This is a genomic window from Blattabacterium sp. (Periplaneta americana) str. BPLAN, from assembly GCF_000093165.1.
Lineage (GTDB): Bacteria > Bacteroidota > Bacteroidia > Flavobacteriales > Blattabacteriaceae > Blattabacterium.
Window position 1 is genome coordinate 26,166 of sequence record NC_013418.2, and the last position, 21,465, is coordinate 47,630.

Annotated in this window: 15 protein-coding genes, 3 tRNA genes and 1 other RNA gene; 16 read left to right on the forward strand and 3 right to left on the reverse strand. The window is 27.0% G+C overall.

The window, feature by feature from the left end:
• Positions 1-9: 9 nt before the first annotated feature.
• Positions 10-407, forward strand: a transfer-messenger RNA (tmRNA) gene (gene ssrA, locus BPLAN_RS03175).
• Between the two features lie 16 nt (positions 408-423).
• Positions 424-2,130 (forward strand): apolipoprotein N-acyltransferase, encoded by a 1,707-nt coding sequence (gene lnt, locus BPLAN_RS00115; RefSeq protein WP_238523116.1) that lies wholly within the window; start codon positions 424-426, stop codon positions 2,128-2,130.
• A gap of 29 nt (positions 2,131-2,159) precedes the next feature.
• Here lnt and mdh read toward each other — a convergent pair whose 3' ends face one another.
• Positions 2,160-3,089 carry a malate dehydrogenase gene (gene mdh, locus BPLAN_RS00120; protein ID WP_012821192.1) on the reverse strand — a complete coding sequence of 310 codons (930 nt, stop codon included), beginning with the start codon at positions 3,087-3,089 and terminating at the stop codon, positions 2,160-2,162.
• A gap of 67 nt (positions 3,090-3,156) precedes the next feature.
• Here mdh and gcvP point away from each other — a divergent pair, with 67 nt between their 5' ends.
• Positions 3,157-6,054, forward strand: a complete 2,898-nt coding sequence (gene gcvP / locus BPLAN_RS00125; protein WP_012821193.1) for an aminomethyl-transferring glycine dehydrogenase — start codon at positions 3,157-3,159, stop codon at positions 6,052-6,054.
• A 1-nt stretch (position 6,055) separates the two neighbouring features.
• Here gcvP and tsaD read toward each other — a convergent pair whose 3' ends face one another.
• Positions 6,056-7,087 (reverse strand): tRNA (adenosine(37)-N6)-threonylcarbamoyltransferase complex transferase subunit TsaD, encoded by a 1,032-nt coding sequence (gene tsaD / locus BPLAN_RS00130; RefSeq protein ID WP_012821194.1) that lies wholly within the window; start codon positions 7,085-7,087, stop codon positions 6,056-6,058.
• Between the two features lie 203 nt (positions 7,088-7,290).
• Here tsaD and BPLAN_RS00140 point away from each other — a divergent pair, with 203 nt between their 5' ends.
• From BPLAN_RS00140 to BPLAN_RS00165, 6 genes are all read left to right on the forward strand, one after another.
• Positions 7,291-11,364 (forward strand): translocation/assembly module TamB domain-containing protein, encoded by a 4,074-nt coding sequence (locus BPLAN_RS00140; RefSeq protein WP_148213667.1) that lies wholly within the window; start codon positions 7,291-7,293, stop codon positions 11,362-11,364.
• Between the two features lie 122 nt (positions 11,365-11,486).
• Positions 11,487-12,008, forward strand: coding sequence for an Lrp/AsnC family transcriptional regulator (locus BPLAN_RS00145; protein ID WP_012821196.1), 522 nt, complete (start codon positions 11,487-11,489; stop codon positions 12,006-12,008).
• Positions 12,009-12,129: 121 nt separating this feature from the next.
• Positions 12,130-14,139 (forward strand): HD family phosphohydrolase, encoded by a 2,010-nt coding sequence (locus tag BPLAN_RS00150; protein ID WP_012821197.1) that lies wholly within the window; start codon positions 12,130-12,132, stop codon positions 14,137-14,139.
• A gap of 72 nt (positions 14,140-14,211) precedes the next feature.
• A tRNA-Ser gene (locus BPLAN_RS00155) sits at positions 14,212-14,297 on the forward strand.
• A 9-nt stretch (positions 14,298-14,306) separates the two neighbouring features.
• Positions 14,307-14,381 (forward strand) — tRNA-Pro (locus BPLAN_RS00160).
• Positions 14,382-14,402: 21 nt separating this feature from the next.
• Positions 14,403-14,476 (forward strand) — tRNA-Arg (locus BPLAN_RS00165).
• Here BPLAN_RS00165 and clpP read toward each other — a convergent pair.
• Complete coding sequence (gene clpP / locus BPLAN_RS00170; RefSeq protein WP_012821198.1) at positions 14,474-15,178, reverse strand: ATP-dependent Clp endopeptidase proteolytic subunit ClpP; 705 nt, start codon at positions 15,176-15,178, stop codon at positions 14,474-14,476. The two genes, BPLAN_RS00165 and clpP, sit on opposite strands and share 3 nt — an antisense overlap.
• A gap of 149 nt (positions 15,179-15,327) precedes the next feature.
• On the opposite strand from clpP, the gene BPLAN_RS00175 reads away from it, so the two are divergent.
• The 7 genes from BPLAN_RS00175 to BPLAN_RS00205 all read left to right on the forward strand — a co-directional run bounded on the left by BPLAN_RS00175 (position 15,328) and on the right by BPLAN_RS00205 (position 21,456).
• Positions 15,328-16,773 carry a lipopolysaccharide biosynthesis protein gene (locus BPLAN_RS00175; protein WP_148213668.1) on the forward strand — a complete coding sequence of 482 codons (1,446 nt, stop codon included), beginning with the start codon at positions 15,328-15,330 and terminating at the stop codon, positions 16,771-16,773.
• Between the two features lie 11 nt (positions 16,774-16,784).
• On the forward strand, positions 16,785-17,189 hold the full coding sequence (locus tag BPLAN_RS00180; RefSeq protein WP_012821200.1) for a deoxyuridine 5'-triphosphate nucleotidohydrolase: 405 nt from the start codon (positions 16,785-16,787) through the stop codon (positions 17,187-17,189).
• Positions 17,190-17,222: 33 nt separating this feature from the next.
• Positions 17,223-18,236, forward strand: a complete 1,014-nt coding sequence (locus BPLAN_RS00185; RefSeq protein ID WP_012821201.1) for a sugar phosphate nucleotidyltransferase — start codon at positions 17,223-17,225, stop codon at positions 18,234-18,236.
• Positions 18,237-18,310: 74 nt separating this feature from the next.
• Entirely contained in the window at positions 18,311-18,499 is a 189-nt protein-coding gene (locus BPLAN_RS00190) for a twin-arginine translocase TatA/TatE family subunit (protein WP_012821202.1), read from the forward strand.
• 75 nt (positions 18,500-18,574) lie between these two features.
• Positions 18,575-19,642, forward strand: a complete 1,068-nt coding sequence (locus BPLAN_RS00195; protein WP_238523118.1) for a lytic transglycosylase domain-containing protein — start codon at positions 18,575-18,577, stop codon at positions 19,640-19,642.
• 31 nt (positions 19,643-19,673) lie between these two features.
• A complete protein-coding gene (gene recA / locus BPLAN_RS00200) occupies positions 19,674-20,675 on the forward strand; it encodes a recombinase RecA (protein WP_012821204.1) in 1,002 nt (333 codons plus the stop codon).
• A 16-nt stretch (positions 20,676-20,691) separates the two neighbouring features.
• Positions 20,692-21,456 (forward strand): MBL fold metallo-hydrolase, encoded by a 765-nt coding sequence (locus BPLAN_RS00205; RefSeq protein ID WP_012821205.1) that lies wholly within the window; start codon positions 20,692-20,694, stop codon positions 21,454-21,456.
• Positions 21,457-21,465: the final 9 nt, after the last annotated feature.

Here is a 21,465-nt window from a genome sequence, read left to right on the forward strand (position 1 = left end):
GAATTATTAGGGGCTGATTTTGGAATAGACAGCAAGAGTCCTGATAAAGGGAAGCATATCGTGTTACGTAAGGCGTTACACGTAAATACCGCGTTACAAATATAAATGGCGAAAAACAATACGCTTTTGCTGCTTAATGAAATCATATCATTATAGCTTAATCTGTAAGAAACAGAAGCAAAATATCTCTCAGAAATCCTCCTTATAGTTTCTGATATAGAGATACTCAAAATATAAGGATAAGAAAGCGGATGATTCTCAAGTTTTCCAATTAAATTTTGAATCTAGGATTAGATGAGGAATCCAAAGAACGATTCTAATCTAAAAAAAATAGACTTTGGATAAATATGTAGAACCCCTTTTTCGTACTTGTTTGGACGCGGGTTCGAATCCCGCCAGCTCCACTTTTCATCTGATCAATTTTTGAATTGTATTGTGAGTTCTGTTTCTTTCACAAACAACAAAAAAATACAATTTTTTTTCTGTAGTATTCTTTCAGGATTTTTATTAGGATTAGGATGGCCTACATATGGGAATCCTTTGTGTTTATTCATCGCTTTTGTTCCTCTATTATATATAGAAGAATCCTTTAGTCGTTCTTCTTTCAAAAAAATTTTTTTATGGTCCTTTCTTACTTTTTTCATATGGAACGCTCTTTCTACATGGTGGTTATCTTATGCAAAAAAACCTAATGGAGATTTTGCTATAATAGAGGCCTATTTGATTCCTGTTATGCTTAATGCTTTTTTTATGTCTATTGTATTTGCAATTTATTCGTATGTAAAAAAAAATGTGGAAGATCCAAATATAGGATATCTCTTCTTAGTTTGCATATGGATATCGTTTGAAAAAATGCACTTAGAATGGGAGTTTTCTTGGCCTTGGTTGAATCTAGGAAATGGTTTTTCTAATTATCCAGAATGGATTCAATGGTATGAATATACTGGAATTTTAGGAGGAACTCTATGGATATGGAGTGTCAATATAGGACTCATTAAATCGATTACTGAATATCAAAAAAATGATAATAAACTCACTTTATATAAAAATATTTTTATTAATGTAGGACAAATATTCTTCCTTATTTTTATTTCAAATTATTTATATTTAAAATGTGAGGAATGGAAGGGAAAAGATGAGACTGCAGATGTTTTTATTTTACAACCAAATATTGATCCATATCACCAAAAATATAAAATTTCAACGGAAAAATTGATCAGAAAATTGAAAAAATTGATAGATAAAAAAATTATTTCTGGGAAGAAAAATTTTATTATAGCCCCTGAAACGGTATTGCCTGGATATGGTCGTAAAATTTCTATGGATCATCTAGCTAAAGATAGCTTAATTTCTACATTTAGAAATCATCTAAAAAAAAAATATCCAAAAACTGTATTTATTACAGGTATAGAATTATATGCTTTATACTATGAAAATAGGAGCAAAACATCCACTCCAATCTTTATGGAAAAGGAAAAACGGATCCAATGGTTGGATATTTTCAATTCTGTAATACAAATAGGGACATCTGATGACAATATTGAGATTCATCACAAATCTAAACTGGTTCCAGCTGTAGAAACTTTTCCTTACAAAAAAATTCTTTTTCCCATATTAGGAAATATCTTGCTTAATTTTGGGGGAACTGTCATGGAACATGGAAAACAGAAGGAGCCTATTGTGTTTATACATCCTGATTTAGGAATCAAGGTAGCTCCTATTATTTGCTATGAATCTATATTTGGAGAATATGTTTCTGAATTTTTCAAAAAAAATGCAGAATTTATGATCATCATTACTAATGATGGTTGGTGGGGTTTTTCACAAGGTTATAAGCAACACCTGTATTATGCACGTCTTAGAGCCATTGAAAATAGAAAATATATTGCTAGGTCTGCCAATACAGGAGTCTCTTGTATTATTGATGAAAAAGGACAAATCCTTTCTTCCATTCCTTATGGAATGGATGGGGTTTTATCCTCAAAAATTCGTCTGAATAGAAAAAAAACTTTTTATATAAAATATGGAGATTATTTTGCTAAAATAAGTATTATAACTTCTATAATAATTTTTATATATACAATAATATATCGTATGTATATAAGAAAATTGATTTTGAAATCTGGATAAAGACTGCATAAACTTCTTATCAGAATATTCTAATGAAAATTTTCCAATTTTTTTATCATATTTTTTACATGATTAGCGGATTTTTTTAAAAGATTTTTTTCTTCTTGGTTCAGTTTTAATTCTATAATTTTTTCTATTCCTGATTTCCCCAACATAACTGGAACTCCTAAATAAACATCTTTCAAATCATACTCTCCTTTTAAAAAAACAGAACATGATAAAATTCGTTTAGAATCCTTTATAATAGCCTCTACCATTTGCGCTACGGAAGCACTAGGTGCCATCCATGCTGAAGTTCCCAACAGATTTATAATTTGTTCTCCACCTTTTTTAGTTTTTTCAATAATTATTTGATTTTTTTCTTTTGATATAAACTCCATAATAGGAATTCCTGATATAGATGTATATCTGTATAAAGGAACCATCGTGTCTCCATGTCCACCTAATAATAAAGTTTGTATATCATGAGGAGAACAATTTAATTCTTCAGACAAAAAATAGCGATATCTAGCTGAATCTAAAATTCCAGCCATTCCAATCACACGAGAAGAATCCACTTTAGCTGTAAGATAGGTTACATAGGACATGACATCCAATGGATTAGAAACAATGATAAATTTTGCTTTCGGAGAGAAATGAATAGATTCTTTAGTTACAGAATGAATAATTTTTGCATTGGTATTTACTAAATCATCACGACTCATTCCAGGTTTTCTAGGGATTCCACAAGTAATAATAATTACTTCAGAATTTTTAGACTTTGAATAATCATTGGTTTTACCAATGATATGAGTGTTTGAACCAATAATAGGAAACATTTGAGATATATCTAAGCTCTTTCCTTCGGCAAATTTATCTCTTATATCTAATAAAACGATTTCATTCACGATATCTTTTTCAGCTAAAAGACTAGCACATGAAGCTCCAACATTTCCCGCTCCAATAATAGTAACTTTCATTTTTTAAACGATTAAATATTTATCTAACTTTGTAATGCTATAAATATAAACACAATTTCTATTTTTTATGAATGAGGATTTCATTAGGAGAAAATTTTATTTCAGACATATAGGTCCGTCTTTGGAAGAAATTCACAAAATGTTGAAAATATTAAAATGTAGCTCAATCAAAGAGTTAATCAATAAAACAATTCCAAAAGAAATACGTTTAAAAAAAAATTTAATTCTTCCGAATTCTATTTCGGAATATAAATATTTGAATCATATTTTTAGAATTAGCAAAAGAAATAAAGTTTTTCGTTCTTATATAGGATTTGGATATAAAAATACTATTACGCCAGCCGTAATTCAAAGAAATATTTTAGAAAATCCAAATTGGTATACTCCTTATACTCCCTATCAATCGGAAATATCTCAAGGGCGTTTAGAAGCCTTAATCAATTTTCAAACTATGATTTCAGATCTTACTTCCATGAAAATTAGTAACGCTTCTATGTTAGATGAAGGAACAGCAACAGCTGATGCGATGTTTATGATTTATAAAGAAAGTCTAAGAAGAAAACGGATAAAAAATGATCCTTATTTTTTCGTTTCAGATGAAATTTTCCCACAAACATTCTCCATCCTAAAGACTAGATGCTTTGGTTTAGGAATCAAATTGATTCAAGATTCTCATGGTAAATTAAAAAAATATCAAAAAAAAGATATATTCGGATTACTCCTTCCATATCCTTCCTCTTTAGGAGAAATTTATGACTATACTGAAACAGTAAAATATGCAAAGGAAAAAGATGTATCGGTGATAGTCTCTGCAGATCTTTTATCTCTAACCTTATTAACGCCTCCTGGAGAATGGAATGCGGATGTAGTAGTAGGATCAACTCAATCTTTTGGTATTCCTATGGGATATGGGGGACCTCATGCTGCTTTTTTTTCGACTCGTGAAAAGTACAAACGTTTTCTTCCAGGAAGAATTATTGGAGAATCTGTGGATAGAAAAAATAAAAAAGCATTTCGTATGGCTTTGCAAACAAGAGAACAACATATAAAAAGAGAAAGAGCCACTTCCAATATTTGTACATCACAAGTATTGCCTGCTATCATGGCTTCTATGTATGCTTTATATCATGGTCCAAAAGGGTTAAAAATAATAGCAGAAAATATTCATAAATGGACAAAAAAGTTAGAAAATGGATTGATCCACACGGTTAATGGAATAGAGCAAATTAACTCCTTTTATTTTGATACTCTCAGAATAAAAATAAAAAAACCAGAAATTTTTTCTTTAGAAAAACTCAAAAAAGTAGCTGAACGCAGAAGAACTAATTTCCGATATGTAGATTTTCATCATATAACAATCACTTTAGACGAAACATCCTGTGAAGAGGATATCCATCATATTCTTTCTATATTTCATGAAGTTAATAATCACAAAATGGAAAGAAATACCTATAAATTATTTTTCAAAAAAAATCAAGAAGAAAAATATAAAATTCCTAATTCTTTAAGAAGAAGATCTAATTTTTTAACCCATTCAATTTTTCATAAGTTTCATTCAGAAAATGAACTTATGCGTTATATAAAAAGATTAGAAAGAAAAGATCTTTCTTTGACTCATTCTATGATTCCATTAGGATCATGTACCATGAAATTAAATGCATCTGCAGAATTATTTTCTCTTAGCCAGTACGAGTGGAGAAATATTCATCCTTTTGTTCCTAAGGATCAAACAAAAGGATACCAGTTTATTATAAAAAATTTAGAAAAATACCTAAAAGAAATAACTGGATTTTCTGGAATATCTTTACAACCTAATTCAGGGGCTCAAGGAGAATATGCTGGACTTATGGTTATCAAAGCTTATCATCATTCTTTACAAGAATATAAAAGAAATGTAGCCCTAATTCCTTCTTCATCACATGGAACCAATCCTGCATCCGCGATGATGGCTGGAATGAAAGTTATCTTAATTTCTACTAAAAAAGATGGATCCATCGATAAAAAGGATTTGTTCAAAAAAGTAAAAGAAAACAAAGATTTTTTATCCGTATTAATGATTACATATCCATCAACTCATGGAGTTTACGAATCTCATGTTAAAGAAATTATAGAAATAATTCACGAAAATGGAGGACAAGTTTATATGGATGGAGCCAACATGAATGCACAAATCGGATTAATGAAACCAGCAAAAATAGGTGTAGATGTATGTCATCTAAATCTGCATAAAACTTTTGCCATTCCTCATGGAGGAGGTGGTCCAGGAATGGGACCTATTTGTGTCGCTTCACATTTGCAACCTTTTCTTCCGGATCATCCCTTTCTTCAAAATGAAAAAAATAAAAAAACATTGACCGTTTCTTCTTCTCCATATGGATCTCCTCTAATTTTAACAATTTCTTATGCTTATATTCGTCTTTTAGGTCCAGATGGACTTAGAAAATGCACGGAAATATCTATATTGAATGCTAATTACATAAAAGAAAAATTAAAAAATGATTATAAAATATTATACGTTGGAAAAAATGATACAGTAGCACACGAACTGATTATAGATTGTAGAATTTTCAAATCAATTGGGATAGAAGTTATAGATATAGCCAAAAGAATGATGGATTATGGCTTTCATGCTCCTACTATATCTTTTCCTGTAGAAGGATGTATGATGATAGAACCTACGGAAAGTGAATCTAAAGAAGAATTAGATCGTTTTATTGAAACACTTATAAACATACGTAAAGAAATTAAGGAAATTGAAGGAGGTCAATTTTCTGAAAAAGAAAATGTCTTAAAAAATGCTCCACATAGTTTAGATTTATTAACAGACAACAAATGGATTTATCCTTATACTAGAGAAAAAGCCGCTTATCCATTGAATTGGGTAAAGGAAAGAAAGTTTTGGCCCTCTATTAGTAGAATCGATGATGGATACGGAGATAGAAATCTAATTTGTACATGTACTTAGTCTAGAATGTTTTTAATTTAGAATATGGAGTGACATTCATGGAATCGAATATGTTTTTTTCGTATTTAAGTAGTCCAGTAATGGCTATCATAGCTCCATTATCTGTAGCATATTCCTTTTTTGGAAGAAAAATTTCCCGTTTTTTGTCTTTTTTTGCAAAAAGAATAAAATGTCGTCTAATTTCATTATTAGCAGAAACTCCTCCTGCTAAAGCTACTCTAAAAATTCCTGTTTTTAAGGTTGCTTTAAACACTTTTTCCAAAAGGATTTCTGCTATAATATTTTGTACGGAAGCACACAAATCGGACAAATTTTTTTTTACAAAAAAGGAATCTTTTTGTAATTTATTGTTTATAAACTGGAATACCTGGCTTTTCAAACCACTAAAACTAAAATTTAATCCTTTTACTGATGGTTTAGAAAACCTAAATTTTTTAGAAAATCCATTTATAGAAAAATGATCTAATAAAGGACCTCCAGGATAAGAAAATCCTAAAATTCTAGCTATTTTATCAAAAGCGTCTCCTACGGAATCATCTAAGGTAGATCCTAATATTTCCATTTGAAAAAAATCATTAACTTTTACTATTAAAGTGTGTCCTCCACTGATCATCAAACATAAAAAAGGAAATTCCGGATAAGTATTATTCATATTGGCTTTTTGTATAAAATGCGAAAGTATATGTGCTTGTACGTGATTTACAGTTAATAAAGGAATTTTCAATCCCATTGATAGAGATTTTGCAAAAGAAGCACCTACTAATAAAGGACCTATTAGTCCTGGACCTAGCGTAAAAGATACAGCATCAATTTGATTTTTATTTATCCTTGCATAGGAGATAGCTTTATTTACGGCTATAATGAGAGACCTCTCATGCAATCTTGAAGCTATTTCTGGGACTACTCCTCCATATTGTTTATGAATTTTTTGACGAATTATAACATTGGATAATACACATCTATTCTTTATAAGAGAAACGGCCGTATCATCACACGAGGACTCTATTCCAATGACAATAAGTTTTTTTTTCATAAAAAAAATAACAATATCTTTAGAAATGAATCATGGATTTTTAAGAAAATTCTTTTTTAGAAAAAAAAATATCTATATCCTTTGTATAGCTATTTTCTTATTGGGAGTAATTAGCACGACTTTTCATTATCGAAAAGAGATACAAGAAAAAATAACGGCATTTTTTGTGAAAAAAATGAATACCAATCTTTGTCAAAGAATTCGTGTCAAAAAATGTGGCTATGAATCTTTTTAAAAAAGAATTTCATCTTTACGATGTTAGAATCATGGATCATCATAATTTTTATTTGATTCATTTATCCAAATGTAAAATCTCTGTAAAAAATTTCTTTCAATACTTTTTTATAAGTTCTAAATGTCTAAATATAGGAAATTTAATACTTGAAAATCCTAAAATTTTTGTCAAAAAGTATTTAAATGAAAAAGAAAACAGTTTCTTTACTCTTTTCAAAGAATTTATCCTAAAAAGAGATTTAAATAAAAAAAACTCTATCCAAACCATTAATTGTTCTAATTTTAAAATAAAAAATGCTCATTTAGTATATGAAGATTTAAACTCTAAAGAAAGTTACAAAAATAATTTTTCTACTTCCATAAAAAACATAAAAATAGATGGAGATAAAAAAATAAAAGCCACTATTTTTTCTCTAAAATTAAATGGATATATAAAAAGAAAAAATTATCGCATAGAAAATTTTTTTTGTCATTTTACTTATTTTCCTTCGAAGTTAAAAATCCACAATCTTTTTCTAAAAACATCTAATAGCCATTTGAAGGGAAAAGTAATATTTTTTTATGATGCTACTAAAAATGTGGATAAAAAGAATATGAGCATAAAAGGAGAAATCTTTGAAGGATCCAAATTAGGTTCTGATTTAATCAGTATATTTTTTTCAAACTTTTCTAAAAAAAAGAGTTTTCCACTCATGTTTTCCGTTCAAGGATTTATAAATGGAAAATTGAATGAAAAAATTTCTTTTTCAAAAATTTGTATAAAAAACATTCCTTTCAATAAAATATTTGCAGAAGAAATTAATATTTATTATAATCTAAAAAAAGAATGGAGAGAGATTCAATTTTTAAAAACTGTTTTTCAAACTTCAGTTCATGAAATAAAAAAAATATTTCCATCTTCTTATCATTCGAAATTAAATCTTTTGAATTCTTTTAACCATATTTTTTCCTACAGAGGAGATTTTATTTTCAAAAAAAAATGGATGAAAATAAATGGGAACATCCATTACAAAACTTTTAAAACTCACATCTATGCTTGTATTAGTCGTACTAATAATCTAGATATTCAATATCTAGGAAGAATTTCAACAAAAAGAAAAGAAAGTATTGATTCTTTAATCCCATTAAGAATCCCCTTGATTAGTCTTCCATCAGGTTTATGGATTTTCAATTTCAAAGGAATCTATAAGAATTCTTCTTTGAAAAAAAATGTTCAAAATAGTTTGAATCACTTTTTTATTACCCTTTCTTTTCCTTATTCAGGAATAGAAATAAATTGTAATGGAAAAATACACAATAATTTTCAAAAATTATTTCTAAGTATTAATACAAAAAATGAAAATAAATTTTTCAAAAAAATGAAAATCCTATTAATTAAAAATAAATCCAAAAAAAGTTTTTTCATAGATATATCCGATATAATTACCGGTTATATTCATGGAAATTTTATATGGAAAGATTTCTTGAAATCTATAAAAAAGGAGATTTCTTTTTTAAGAAAGAATCTTCATTTAAAAAATAATCCTATAATAAAAGAACAATATGCTTTTTTTCATTTTTCAATTAAAAAAGGCTTTTGGAAATTGATGAATTTTCAAAAAAAAATAAAAATATTATCAGACATTCAATTATCAGGACTATACAAAAATGATGTAGTAAAAATGAGTTTTTTCACAAAAAAAATCCAATTCAAGGAAATATTAATTGATCGTTTTCATCTTAAAATAAATTCCTTTATAAAGAATAAAATCCAATTATACATAAACAAAATATCCTTTAATAATTTTTTATCTAAAAAAATAGATCTTTCCATTTTTGACAAAAAAAACTTTTTAATAATCAATTTCAATTTTTTTTTCAAATTCAAAAAAAAAGAATTTCAAAAACAAACACTAAATTTTCTTTTTAAAAAAATTAATTTTAATAGGAATTCTTTGATTTTTTTTATACTTCCTTCCAAATTGAATATCAATGGATATGACTGGTTTATTATCAATCAAATGAATAGAAATATAGGTAAAATAAAAATAGACTTAGAAAATAAAAAATATATCATTGATAATATAATATTATCATCAGATAATGATAATGAAAAAATTTTCATAAAATCTTTTTTTCATAAAAAAAATGATATAAAATTTCAAATATTTTTGAAAAATATTCAATTAAAAAAGATACTTCCAAAAAAATACTTAATGATAAATGGTTGTGCAAATGGCGTTTTTGTTTTTAAAGTGCGTCTAAACAAAATTGAACCCAATAATATAAATATCAATATTAAAAATATTTCAATTGAAAAAAAGGTTCTTGGGAATTTTTATATTCGTTCTAAAAATAATTCTGAAATTCATGGGATATTGAAGAATAAAGACTCTTCTGAAATTTTTTCATTATATGGAAATATTAATAACGAATTACAAAAAAAATATAAACTCAATTGGAACGTAAGTATTAAAAATTTCAACATAAGTGATTTTCCTTTTTTCTGGAAAGAAATGGATAGTGAAGCTAGAGGTTTTATTTCCGGAAAAATACAAATTTTTGGAAAATTAGATGATCCGCATTATTTTGGAAAGTTAGAACTTAAAAAATTTGGAATAAAAATAAATTCTATAAATACAGATTATGAAATGACCAGTCCAGCTTATATAAATCTTGTTTATAAATCCTGCATTTTAAACACATTTTCTTTTAGAGACATAAAATACAATACAAAAGGATGCATAAATGGAGTTTTTTTACATAAAAATTTTTTGAAATGGAATGGATATTTATCTATAGATACCCAAAAATTACTTGTTTTAAATACAAAGAAGAAACCCCGTACATCTTTTTTTGGAAAGATTTTTTCTAAAGGAAAAATTCAAATAATAAAAAAAAATGATGATGTAAACATTTGCATGGAAAAAGGAAATATTTTAAGTTCTTCTCATTTATATATTAATCCAAATGGGTCTTCAAAATATCAAAAAAAAGATTTTGTTGAATTGATGGATCCTAATATTCATTCAAATAAGGAAATAAAAAAAATTGAAAATAAAGAGGACTCCCTATCTTTAAACATAAAAACAGATATAGATGAAAAAACAAAAGTATCCATATTATTAGACGATAATTTAGAAAATTTTCTGGAATTAAGAGGAAAAGGTTTTCTTCTTTTAGAAAAAAAGCCAAAAAAAGAAGTCCAAATAAGTGGAAAATATTTCGTGACGGATGGACTCTATCATTTTTCCAATCAAGAAAAAATTCCAATTATGAAATTGGAAAAAAGATTTAGAATAAAGCCAGGAGGTTTAATTACTTGGACTAATAATTTTAGTTATTCCAATATTAATTTAATAGCCTATTATACTAAATATGTATCTAACATAATGGAATATATGGACTTGTCCAAGTATTATTCAAACCATGAAAATCTAATATTGACAGAATTAAGAATGAATCTTCATGGAAAAATACAGAAACCTAATATAAGTCTGGATATTCTTTTTCCGAAAAGCCATGAAGAAATCAAAAAAAAATTATCAAATAAATTAAATTCTAATGAAGAAAAAACTATTCAATTTTTATCTATTTTAACCATAGGAAGATTTTTTTTAAAAAATTCTATAAAAAAAGACTTTTTACATTCTTATGTTTACAATATAATTTTAAAACAGTTAGGAAACATTTTATCAGAAATTAATCAATCATTCAACATTAATTTCGAATTTTTCAAGGATAAGAAAAATAGATCTAATAGTTTCCTTTCTTCAATATATTATGAAATTAATGATCATTTTTTTATAAAAAGTAATTTGGGTTTTATTTTAAAAAAAATGAAACAAGAAAAAATAAGTTACCTAGGTATAGGAGATATTCAATTGGATTTAGATATCCACCGTACTAAAAATAGCAATTTAAAACTTATTCTTTTCTCTCGTCCAGAGAACTTTATTCTTTCCAAAAAAAGTGCTATTTCTCAAATTTATGGAAGCGAAATTATTTATACCATCTCTTCGGAAGATTTATTGAAAATTATCAGAAAAATATTTTCTAGATAGGAAAATCTTTTCTATAAAAGAACAAAAAAATATCTTGAAAAAGAAGGAAATACATCTTAAAAAGAAAGTTTTGTATCTTGGTATTTTTAATACCTTTATCCAAAAAGAAAAAATATATAACAATGATTCTAAGATATAATACAGACGAAATAGACAATACCATTGTCAGAAAACTGAATATAAATGCTAGGACCCCGTATACTGAAATCAGTAAACAAATAAGCGAAGAAATTAAACCCTTATCCGTTGGAACTGTTCATGTAAGAGTTAAAAAATTGGAAGAAGCTGGAATCATAAAAGGAAGCACTTTGATAATAGGCTATGAATCATTAGGGTTTCATCTAATTGCTTTTGTGGGAATATTATCCGATTCTCGCGAATCAAAATTAGTCAAAGAAGAACTAAAAAAAATTCCTAATATTGTACAATTATATATCACTTCCGGTAAATATAATCTTTTTTGTAGAATTATAGCTAGGGATCCTTCAGATGCTAGAGATGTTATTTCTAAAATTGGAGAAATAAAAGGAGTACTTAGAACAGAATCTACTATTTGTTTAGAAGAAAGCATTAATGATGAAAATAGATTACTTTCTAACATCTTACAAAAACAGAAACCCTCTTATAAGAAAAAAAAAACATAATCGTATTCTACGAATAATTAATTTGAAAATATAGAAAACTTTCTTTGTCATGTTTTAGTATTATTATGATATTTTTTCATCCTTCCAAAAAATTGCATAGCTTCAATTTTTTATTAAGGAAATGGCTAAATTCTTAAGATTTTATACACATAAAAATATCGCGGATAAGATTTTTGTTACTCTTATTGCAATCTTATCATTAACATTTTTTTTTCCAAAAAAAGAGATTTTTAAATATGAATTTTCTAAAGGAAAAATTTGGAATCACGAAGACTTATTTTCTCCATTTCATTTTATCGTTCCAAAAAATATACGAGATATTTCTTTGGAAATAAGAAAATTAGAAGAAAATAAAAATCATTATTTTGATAAAAAACCACATGTAATTAGAAACATAAAAAAAAAATTAAAGAAAATTTCCTTCATAAGAAAAAATAAATTCTTATATAAAAAATCTCGTGAGATTATAAATACCGTATACCGATATGGATATTTAGATTCCAAACTTTTTTCTAAGAATAATCTTTTTATTTTTTACAAAAAAAACAAATATGGGATTCCCGTATCGTCTAATAATATTTACACTTCTCAAAAAGTAAATAATCTTCTTGACAAGAAAATAAAAAATAACTATCGTTTAAAAAGAACATTAAAAAAAATGATAGTTCCAAATCTTTATTATAAAAAAGACTATACGGAAAAGGTTTTTCATGAAAAAATTAAATCCATTATTAGAATAAAACGAACTATTGCAAAAGGAGAAAAAATTATTAGAAAAAATGAGGTCATCGATGGAGAAAAGTTTCAAATTTTATCCTTGTTTAGAAAGGAATATGAGATTAAAGTATGGAATAAAAAAAAGGACTATGGTTTAATTTTAGGATATTTTTTAATAATCAGTACGATATTTTCGATACTGCTTTTATATCTTTTTTATTTTCAAAATAAAATATTTCAAAATAACAGAGAAATAAATTTTTTGATAATTAATATATTATTAATATCGTCAATAACAATTATAACCTTAAAATATCATTCTAAAATATTATATCTAATTCCTTTTTGTATTCTTCCCATAAGCATTCGTGCCTTTTTTAATCTAAATTTGAGTCTTATTATCCATTTGACAACAATTTTACTATTATCCTTAATTACGCCAAATAGTTTCGAATTTATTTTTCTTCAAGTTATTACAGGTTTTTTAGTCCTGTTAACAAAAAAAAATATTTATAAAATGGCTAACCTATTTATTGCGGTAGGAAAAATAACTATTACTTATATAATAACTTTTTGTTCTTTAACTTTGATACGGAAAGGATCTTTAGAAAGTATTTCCTTGTATCCTTTTTCCTTATTTTTTCTTAGTGGAGTGTTGACTTTATTTGTTCATCCATTGATATTTCTTTTCGAAAAATTATTCAATCTGACTTCAGATATTTCCTTATTAGAACTTTCCGATACTAATACCCCTATTTTAAGATTGCTTTCTCAAAAAGCTCCAGGAACTCTTCAACATGTTTTAACAGTAGCGAATATAGCAGAAGAAGCAGCGGTTTCTATTGGAGCTAATTCTTTATTAACAAGAATAGGAGCCATTTATCATGATATAGGAAAAATAAAAAATTCTATTTTTTTTACCGAAAATCAACATAACCTCCTACTAAATCCTCATGAAAAACTAAGTCCAAAAGAAAGCGCAAAAATTATTTTGGAACATGTTACAATTGGAATAGAATTAGCAAAAAAATATCATTTACCTGATACCATTACGGATTTTATACGCACACATCACGGAAATAGTATTATTCATTATTTTTATGAAAAGCAAAAAGAAAAATGTCCAAATATGATGGTAGATGAAAAAAAATTTCAATATTCTGGACCTAAACCATTTTCTAAAGAAACAGCTATTGTGATGATATGTGATTCTATAGAAGCTGCCTCTAAAAGCATAAAAAATCCATCTAGCAAAGATCTAGAAAATTTAGTAGAAAATATTATTAATAAACAGAAAAAAGAAAATCAATTTTCTAATGCAGACATAACTTTGAAAGAAATAGAAAAAATAAAACAAGTTCTTAAAAAGAAATTGATAAATATTTATCATACTAGAATAGAATATCCTAATTAAATAATCAATAAATCTATCTGGATAGATTTGTTTATTAAATGGATCTATTTTAGATTTGTAGAAAGACTTCTTGGAGAGTTGCCGGAGTGGTTAACGGAACAGTTTGCTAAACTGTCGGTATGATAAATACTGCGTGGGTTCGAATCCCACATTCTCCGCAAAAAAAACGGGGTATAGCGTAGTTTGGTTATCGCGCCTGGTTTGGGACCAGGAGATCGTAGGTTCAAATCCTGCTACCCCGACTTATGGTTGTCTTGTCTGTAGATCACGTAGCTCAAATGGATAGAGCAACTGCCTTCTAAGCAGTCGGTCACAGGTTCGAATCCTGTCGTGATCACTTTTTCGGTTTTTCAAATGTTTTTTTAGATACTTTTTCTTTTAACACTTCATCTATCATCCCGTATTCTTTAGCCTCTTCAGAAGTCATCCAGTAATCTCTATCAGAATCTTTTTCTATTTTTTCTATAGGTGATCCCGAATGAATGGCAATAATTTCATAAAGTTCTCTTTTTAATTTTAAAATTTCACGAACTGTAATTTCAATATCTGAAGCTTGTCCATGTGTTCCACCCATAGGCTGATGAATCATCACTCTAGAATGTTTTAATCCAGATCTTTTATTTTTTACTCCAGCACAAAGCAAAACAGCGGCCATGGAAGCCGCCATTCCTGTACATATAGTTGCTACATCTGGTTCCACAATTTGCATTGTATCATATATTCCCAATCCAGCATGAACATCTCCTCCTGGAGAATTAATATAAATTTGTATATCCTTCAAAGAATCTACAGATTGTAAAAACAACAATTGTGCTTGTACAATATTGGCTACTTGATCCTCTATAGGAGTTCCTAAGAAAATAACACGATCCATCATTAAACGAGAAAAAACATCCATTTGAGCTACATTTAATTTACGTTCTTCAACAATATAAGGAGTCATCAATTTAATATATTGATCAATAGTTAAACTGTTGATTCTTTGATGTTTTATTGCGTATTTTTTAAATTCTTCTGAATGTTTTTTATGATAGTCCATATCTTTTATATAGTATTCCATCAAATTTACTCATAATTACTTACTATATATTCATCTCCTGGATAAAAAAATTCATAAATAAAAAAAATAAAAAATTGGACAAAAAAAAGCAGAAATTAGAAACCGAATTTTGATAAAAAAAATTGAATTTGTACAAGAAATTAGTTATTCAAACTATAATCTATTTTATAGGATCCATTCTTCCCAAGATTATTAATTATGCTTTTTTAAAATTTTTTACGAAATCTTTAAGAAGAGAAGAATTTTCTCTATATACGGATATGTATGCTCTATCCTTCCTAGTCATAGGATTTCTTTCTTTTGGATTAGAAAATACCTATTTCAGATTTCTATCTAAAAAAGACCACAACAAGGAAGTCGTTTTTTCAACAGGCTTTTTTGTCCAATTTTTGATAACTTCTTTTTTTTTAATCCTTTCAGTTAATTCGATAAAATATTTAGTTTCTATTGCTGGATATAAAAATCATCCAGAATATTTTTTCATGTTTTTTTTAATTATATTTTTTGACACTATTTGTATTCTTCCTATGGCTTGGCTTCGTGCTAATGAAATGGCTTTAAAATACACTACAATAAATGTTATAAATATATTATTACAATCCTCTATGATAATATATATGTTTTCTTTTTATACCCAAAAAAATCATTTTTTTTCTTCCATTTTTGAGTTAGTTAATTCTTTTACAGATAAAACAGGATACATTTTTTTTGCAAATATGATTTCATCTTTAAGTAATTTTCTTTTAATTACGCCTATCCTTTTTAAAAAAGTCACCATAAAAAAGTTTAATAAAATTCTTGCAAAAGAGATGTTATATTATGGAATTCCAATTATGCTTGGAACTATAGCTTTTTCTATTAATGAAAACCTTGATAAAATTCTGATTAAAAGATGGCTTTCTGATGAAATAAATGGGGCCTATTCTGCTTGTTACAAAATAGCGTCTTTTATGAGTTTATATATTCGTGCATTTCGATTAGGGATAGAACCTTTTTTTTTTAAAAAATCTGAAGATGCTGATGCAAAATATTTTTACGAAAAAATCACCTATTTTTTTATCATCTTTGGTTTAATATTTTACGTATTAATATGTGGAAATCTTTCTATTCTTATAGAATTCTTAATTGATAAAAAATATCATCTCGCCATCTCTATTATTCCAATAGTCATGATGGGAAACCTATTTCTAGGAATATATACAAATTTATCCATTTTCTACAAAATTATAGATAAACCTATTATTGGAACTTATATCTCTTTAGTAGGAGTGTTGATCACCATTTTATTTAATATAGTGTTCATCCTAATTCCTCATAGCAGTTTTATGATTCCTGCTTGGGGAACACTTGCTTCTTATGGAAGTATGGTTTTAGTTCTATATTTTTGGGGAAAAAAAAATTTTCTTAAATTTTGCATAAAAACTTGGAATATTGTCCTTCACTTATTATTTGCCCTTTTTTTAGTGGTATATATGGTTAATCATGAAAATAGGATAGAGATTAGCATTTTTTTACAATTTTTGTATGTAATTATTATCTTCTTATTCGAAAAAAATAATTTAAAAAATAAATAGAAAAATAAATTTTGCATAAAAAAAATAATCAATACTCATACGTATTAGAAACGAATATTGAGAAATCCATATACATAAATTTCTTGGGAAGAAAATTAATCCCAACGGGCCTTTATGTTGATTTTTATAAACTTAAAAGAAAAAATTTTTTTATTAAAAGAAAATTAATAAGGACTGTAACTATTTTTTTTATTCATTTTTCGGAAAAAAAAAAAATCTCCGTAAAAGACGAATCTATCTATAAAGAAATACAAATAGTTATAATAAATCTTTCTTTAAAACCAATTCTCATTAAACCTTATCAAAAAATAGCTATAATGGAAATTTATCAAGAAAATGAAATAAAATGGAAAAAATGCTCCATTCTCAATCAAAGTATAAGAGGAGAAAATAGTTTTGGAAGTACCGGAATCTAAAATAGATCTTGATCTAACTTATTTCATTTGATTATGAAAATCATAATTCCTATGGCCGGAGAAGGAACCCGTCTCCGTCCACATACTTTAAATACTCCTAAACCGTTGATTCCTATTGTAGGAAAACCAATCTTGAAAAGACTAATAGAAAGTTTTTCTAGATTTATTGAAATTTTTTCGATAAAAGAAATAGTTTTCATTATAGGAGATCTAGGAAAAAAAATAGAAAAACAATTAATAAGAATTTCTAATGATATAGGACTCCCTGGTGTTATATATTATCAGGAAAAACCACTAGGAACTGCAGATGCCTTACTTAAAGCAAAAAAGTCTTTAAATGGACCTATAATTATTGCTTTTTCTGATACTTTATTTCACCATGAAAAATTTCGAATAGATGCGAAAATAGATAATATCATCTGGACAAAAAGAGTTAAAAATCCTCACTTATTTGGGATTGTAAAATGTGACCCCTCAGGTTTAATTACTCATTTTATGGAAAAACCAAAAAATAATGTATCTAATTTAGCTATTATCGGCATATATTATTTTAAAAACAGTTCTCTTTTAGAACAAGAATTACAATATCTATTAGATCATAATATTAAAAATGAAAAAGAATATCAATTAACTTCAGCCCTAGAAAATATGAGAAAGAAAGGGATTCCATTTTCTAGTAAAGAAGTTCAGGAATGGATGGATTTTGGAAATCAAAAAAAAATTATTTCTTCCAATTCTAAAATATTATCTTTTGAATCCAAAAAAGAAGAATTAATTCACAAAAAAGCAATTATAAAAAACAGTGTAATAATCAAACCTTGTTTTATAGGAGAGAATACTACTATTGAAAATAGTATCATTGGTCCTTATGTATCAATAGGAAAATTTACGAAGATAAAAAATAGTAATATTGAAAAATCAATTATTCAAGATCATACAAAAATTATATATGCGAATATTTCTAATTCTATGATTGGAAATCACACTTCTTATATAGGAAAAACAAAAAAAGTTAATTTAGGAGATTATTCTATTTTAAACTTTTAGTTCAAAAATTTTAGGTGAAGTTTCTGTATAAATCGGATTAAAAATAATTTTTTTATATTTGGAATAAAATTTCCATGTCCATGGGTTTTTTTATTATTTTTTCTATACTACTTGGAACATTTGGAACCACAGAAATTGTGGTCATTGTTATTCTTGCACTTTTACTTTTCGGTGGTAAAAAAATACCAGAATTAATGAAAGGATTAGGTACAGGATTGAAAGAGTTCAGAAAGGCTTCTGAAAACGAAAATTTAGAAGAATAGAACATTCTTTCATTTTCTGTTTGTTTATTTATTAGCACTTTTTACCAACTAATAATGACAACAATAAGAAATATTATGTTTTTTCTACTCATCTTAAAAAGTCTGATTATACAATCAGTCTCAAAACCATTAGTGGAACAAAAAAGTGTAATGAATTATAAAAATGCTCCTATTAAGAAATTCGATTTAAATCACATTTATATAGACAATCTATGGAAAAAAATTTTTGGTGGAAAAAAAAAATCTTTATCTGGAAAAAAAATTTCACCTAAAAAAAATATCATTATTACCAACATAGAAGCAGAGGAACTAAGATCAAGAATTAACAATCTTAATCAGAAATCTCAAATAAAAATACTCAAATATAACACCATTATACATGCTTCTGTAGAGAGTTATCTTCGAATGGGAAAATATATAGGAAAAATTCTTTCATTATCTGACTATTATTTCCCTATGTTCGAAGAAAAACTTGAAATCTATCATCTTCCTAAAGAGTTAAAATATATTGCCATTATAGAATCCAATCTAAACTCCACTATTACATCTAAAGCTGGAGCTCAAGGGATTTGGCAATTTATGTCCGAAACAGGAAAAATCTATCATTTAGATATCAATCACATTTATGATGAAAGAAATGATCCTGTTAAATCTACAGAAGCAGCTTGTAGATATTTTAAACACTTGTATAATAAAATGGGAAACTGGGAATTAGTTTTAGCTGCCTATAATGCTGGACCAGGGACGATAGAAAAAATAATACAACGTCATAAAGAAAAAAAAGACTTTTGGAGTTTATGGGAATTTCTCCCAAAAGAGACAAAAAATTATATTCCAAAATTCATTGCTATTAATTATGTGATGAATTATTACAAAGAACATAACATTCCTTCTTATCCACATTTTCATCTTAAATATAAAGAGACAGGATTAGTCTCTATAAAAGAAAAAGTCTCTTTAAGATCCTTATCTTCTGCATTAAATCTTTCCTATCAAGATTTGAAATTTCTCAATCCACAATATCTTGTAGATATTATTCCTATTGGAGAAAAATTTTTTCTAAGATTACCAAGAATCAAAATTTCTCTTTTTAAAGAGAGAGAAAGAGAAGGTTTTTTTTCAAAAAAAAAAATTAATTTTTGATATATGTAGAATCCCGTTTATTTAAAAAATTATGAACGAAAAAAAAGAAAGATTTGAACAAAAAAAAAAGGCATTGAGACTTGTCTTAGACAAAATGGATAAGATCTATGGAAAAGGAACAGTAATGCGTATGGGGGATTCTCATAAAGAAAACTTAGAAATTATTTCTTCTGGATCTATTGGATTGGATATCGCCTTAGGTATAAAAGGATTTCCAAAAGGTCGTATTATAGAAATATTTGGACCAGAATCTTCCGGAAAAACGACTTTAGCTTTACATGCTATTACACAATCTCAGAAAATTGGAGGATTTGCAGGATTTATTGATGCAGAACATGCTTTTGATTGTGTTTATGCCCAAAAAATAGGAGTAAATATTAAAGAATTAATCATTTCTCAACCAGATAATGGAGAACAAGCACTTGAAATAGTGGATAATTTAATAAGATCTGGTGTGATTGATATGATCGTAGTGGATTCGGTAGCTGCTTTAACACCTAAGAGTGAAATTGAAGGAGAAATGGGAGATTCAAAAATTGGATTGCAAGCAAGATTAATGTCTCAAGCTTTAAGAAAGTTGACTTCTAGTATAGGAAAATCTAAGAGTATTCTTATATTTATTAATCAATTACGAGAAAAAATTGGAGTATATGGAAATCCAGAAGTCACTACCGGTGGGAATGCTTTAAAATTTTATTCTTCTATACGATTGGATATTCGAAAAGGAAATCAAATTAAAAATGGAGAAAAAATTTTAGGAAATAGAACAAAAGTAAAAGTAGTAAAAAACAAACTTTCTCCTCCTTTTAAAACTGCAGAATTCGATCTTCTGTACGGGGAAGGAATCTCTAAAATAGGAGAGATTCTAGATCTAGGGGTCGATTTAGGTATTATTAAAAAAAATGGATCTTGGTTCAGTTATGGAGATCTTCAATTAGGTCAAGGGCGGGATTCCGTTAAAGAATTCTTAAAAGGTAAAAAAAATATTCTCAATGAGATGCAAAAAAATATAATAAATCAGTATCTTCAATAGAATCTTCTAAAAAAATATGAAAATTACTTTTTTAGGCACTGGGACTTCACAAGGGGTTCCTATTATTGGTTCTACCCATCCAGTATGTCTTTCTAAAAATCCAAAAGATAAAAGACTTAGAAGTTCTATTCTTATCGAAAAAGGAAAAAAAGTTTTTCTGATAGACTGTAGTCCAGACTTTCGTTATCAAATGTTAAGAAGTAATCATCAAAAATTGGACGCTATTTTGATTACACATGAGCATCAAGATCACATAGGTGGGTTAGATGAGATAAGATCTATTAATAGGGAAAAACCTATTCCGGTTTATGGATTGCGTCGTGTTTTAGAAAGTTTGAAGAAACGATTTTATTATATTTTTTCGGAAAATAAAAAATCAAATACTTCAAAAATTTCTATTCACGAATTGGATAATTATACGGATTTTTTTGTTGTAGAATATTTTAAAGTTTTTCCTTTATCTATATGGCATGGGCTTCTTCCTATTTTAGGTTTTCGCATAGAAAATTTTGCATATATTACAGACGCTAGCCGTATTCCTTTTCATACTATACAACAATTAAAAGGATTAGATATTTTGGTTTTGAATGTATTAAGGAAAGTTCCGAAACATTCATCTCATTTCACTTTGTCAGATTCATTGAAAATGATTCAAGAAATTAATCCTAAAAAAACTTACCTCACTCATATTAGTCATTTACTAGGGTTTCATGAGGAAGTACAAACCCAATTACCTAAAAATGTTTATTTAGCTTATGATGGGTTAATTATTACTAAATAGTTGCTGTTC

What these genes read in the sequence shown, in the direction of transcription:
- mdh (WP_012821192.1), bottom strand. Translation starts at nt 3,089, where the DNA reads ATGAAAGTTACTATTATTGGAGCGGGAAATGTTGGAGCTTCATGTGCT.
- gcvP (WP_012821193.1), top strand. Translation starts at nt 3,157, where the DNA reads ATGAATGAGGATTTCATTAGGAGAAAATTTTATTTCAGACATATAGGT.
- tsaD (WP_012821194.1), bottom strand. Translation starts at nt 7,087, where the DNA reads ATGAAAAAAAAACTTATTGTCATTGGAATAGAGTCCTCGTGTGATGAT.
- BPLAN_RS00145 (WP_012821196.1), top strand. Translation starts at nt 11,487, where the DNA reads ATGATTCTAAGATATAATACAGACGAAATAGACAATACCATTGTCAGA.
- BPLAN_RS00150 (WP_012821197.1), top strand. Translation starts at nt 12,130, where the DNA reads ATGGCTAAATTCTTAAGATTTTATACACATAAAAATATCGCGGATAAG.
- clpP (WP_012821198.1), bottom strand. Translation starts at nt 15,178, where the DNA reads ATGGACTATCATAAAAAACATTCAGAAGAATTTAAAAAATACGCAATA.
- BPLAN_RS00185 (WP_012821201.1), top strand. Translation starts at nt 17,223, where the DNA reads ATGAAAATCATAATTCCTATGGCCGGAGAAGGAACCCGTCTCCGTCCA.
- BPLAN_RS00190 (WP_012821202.1), top strand. Translation starts at nt 18,311, where the DNA reads ATGTCCATGGGTTTTTTTATTATTTTTTCTATACTACTTGGAACATTT.
- BPLAN_RS00195 (WP_238523118.1), top strand. Translation starts at nt 18,575, where the DNA reads ATGTTTTTTCTACTCATCTTAAAAAGTCTGATTATACAATCAGTCTCA.
- recA (WP_012821204.1), top strand. Translation starts at nt 19,674, where the DNA reads ATGAACGAAAAAAAAGAAAGATTTGAACAAAAAAAAAAGGCATTGAGA.
- BPLAN_RS00205 (WP_012821205.1), top strand. Translation starts at nt 20,692, where the DNA reads ATGAAAATTACTTTTTTAGGCACTGGGACTTCACAAGGGGTTCCTATT.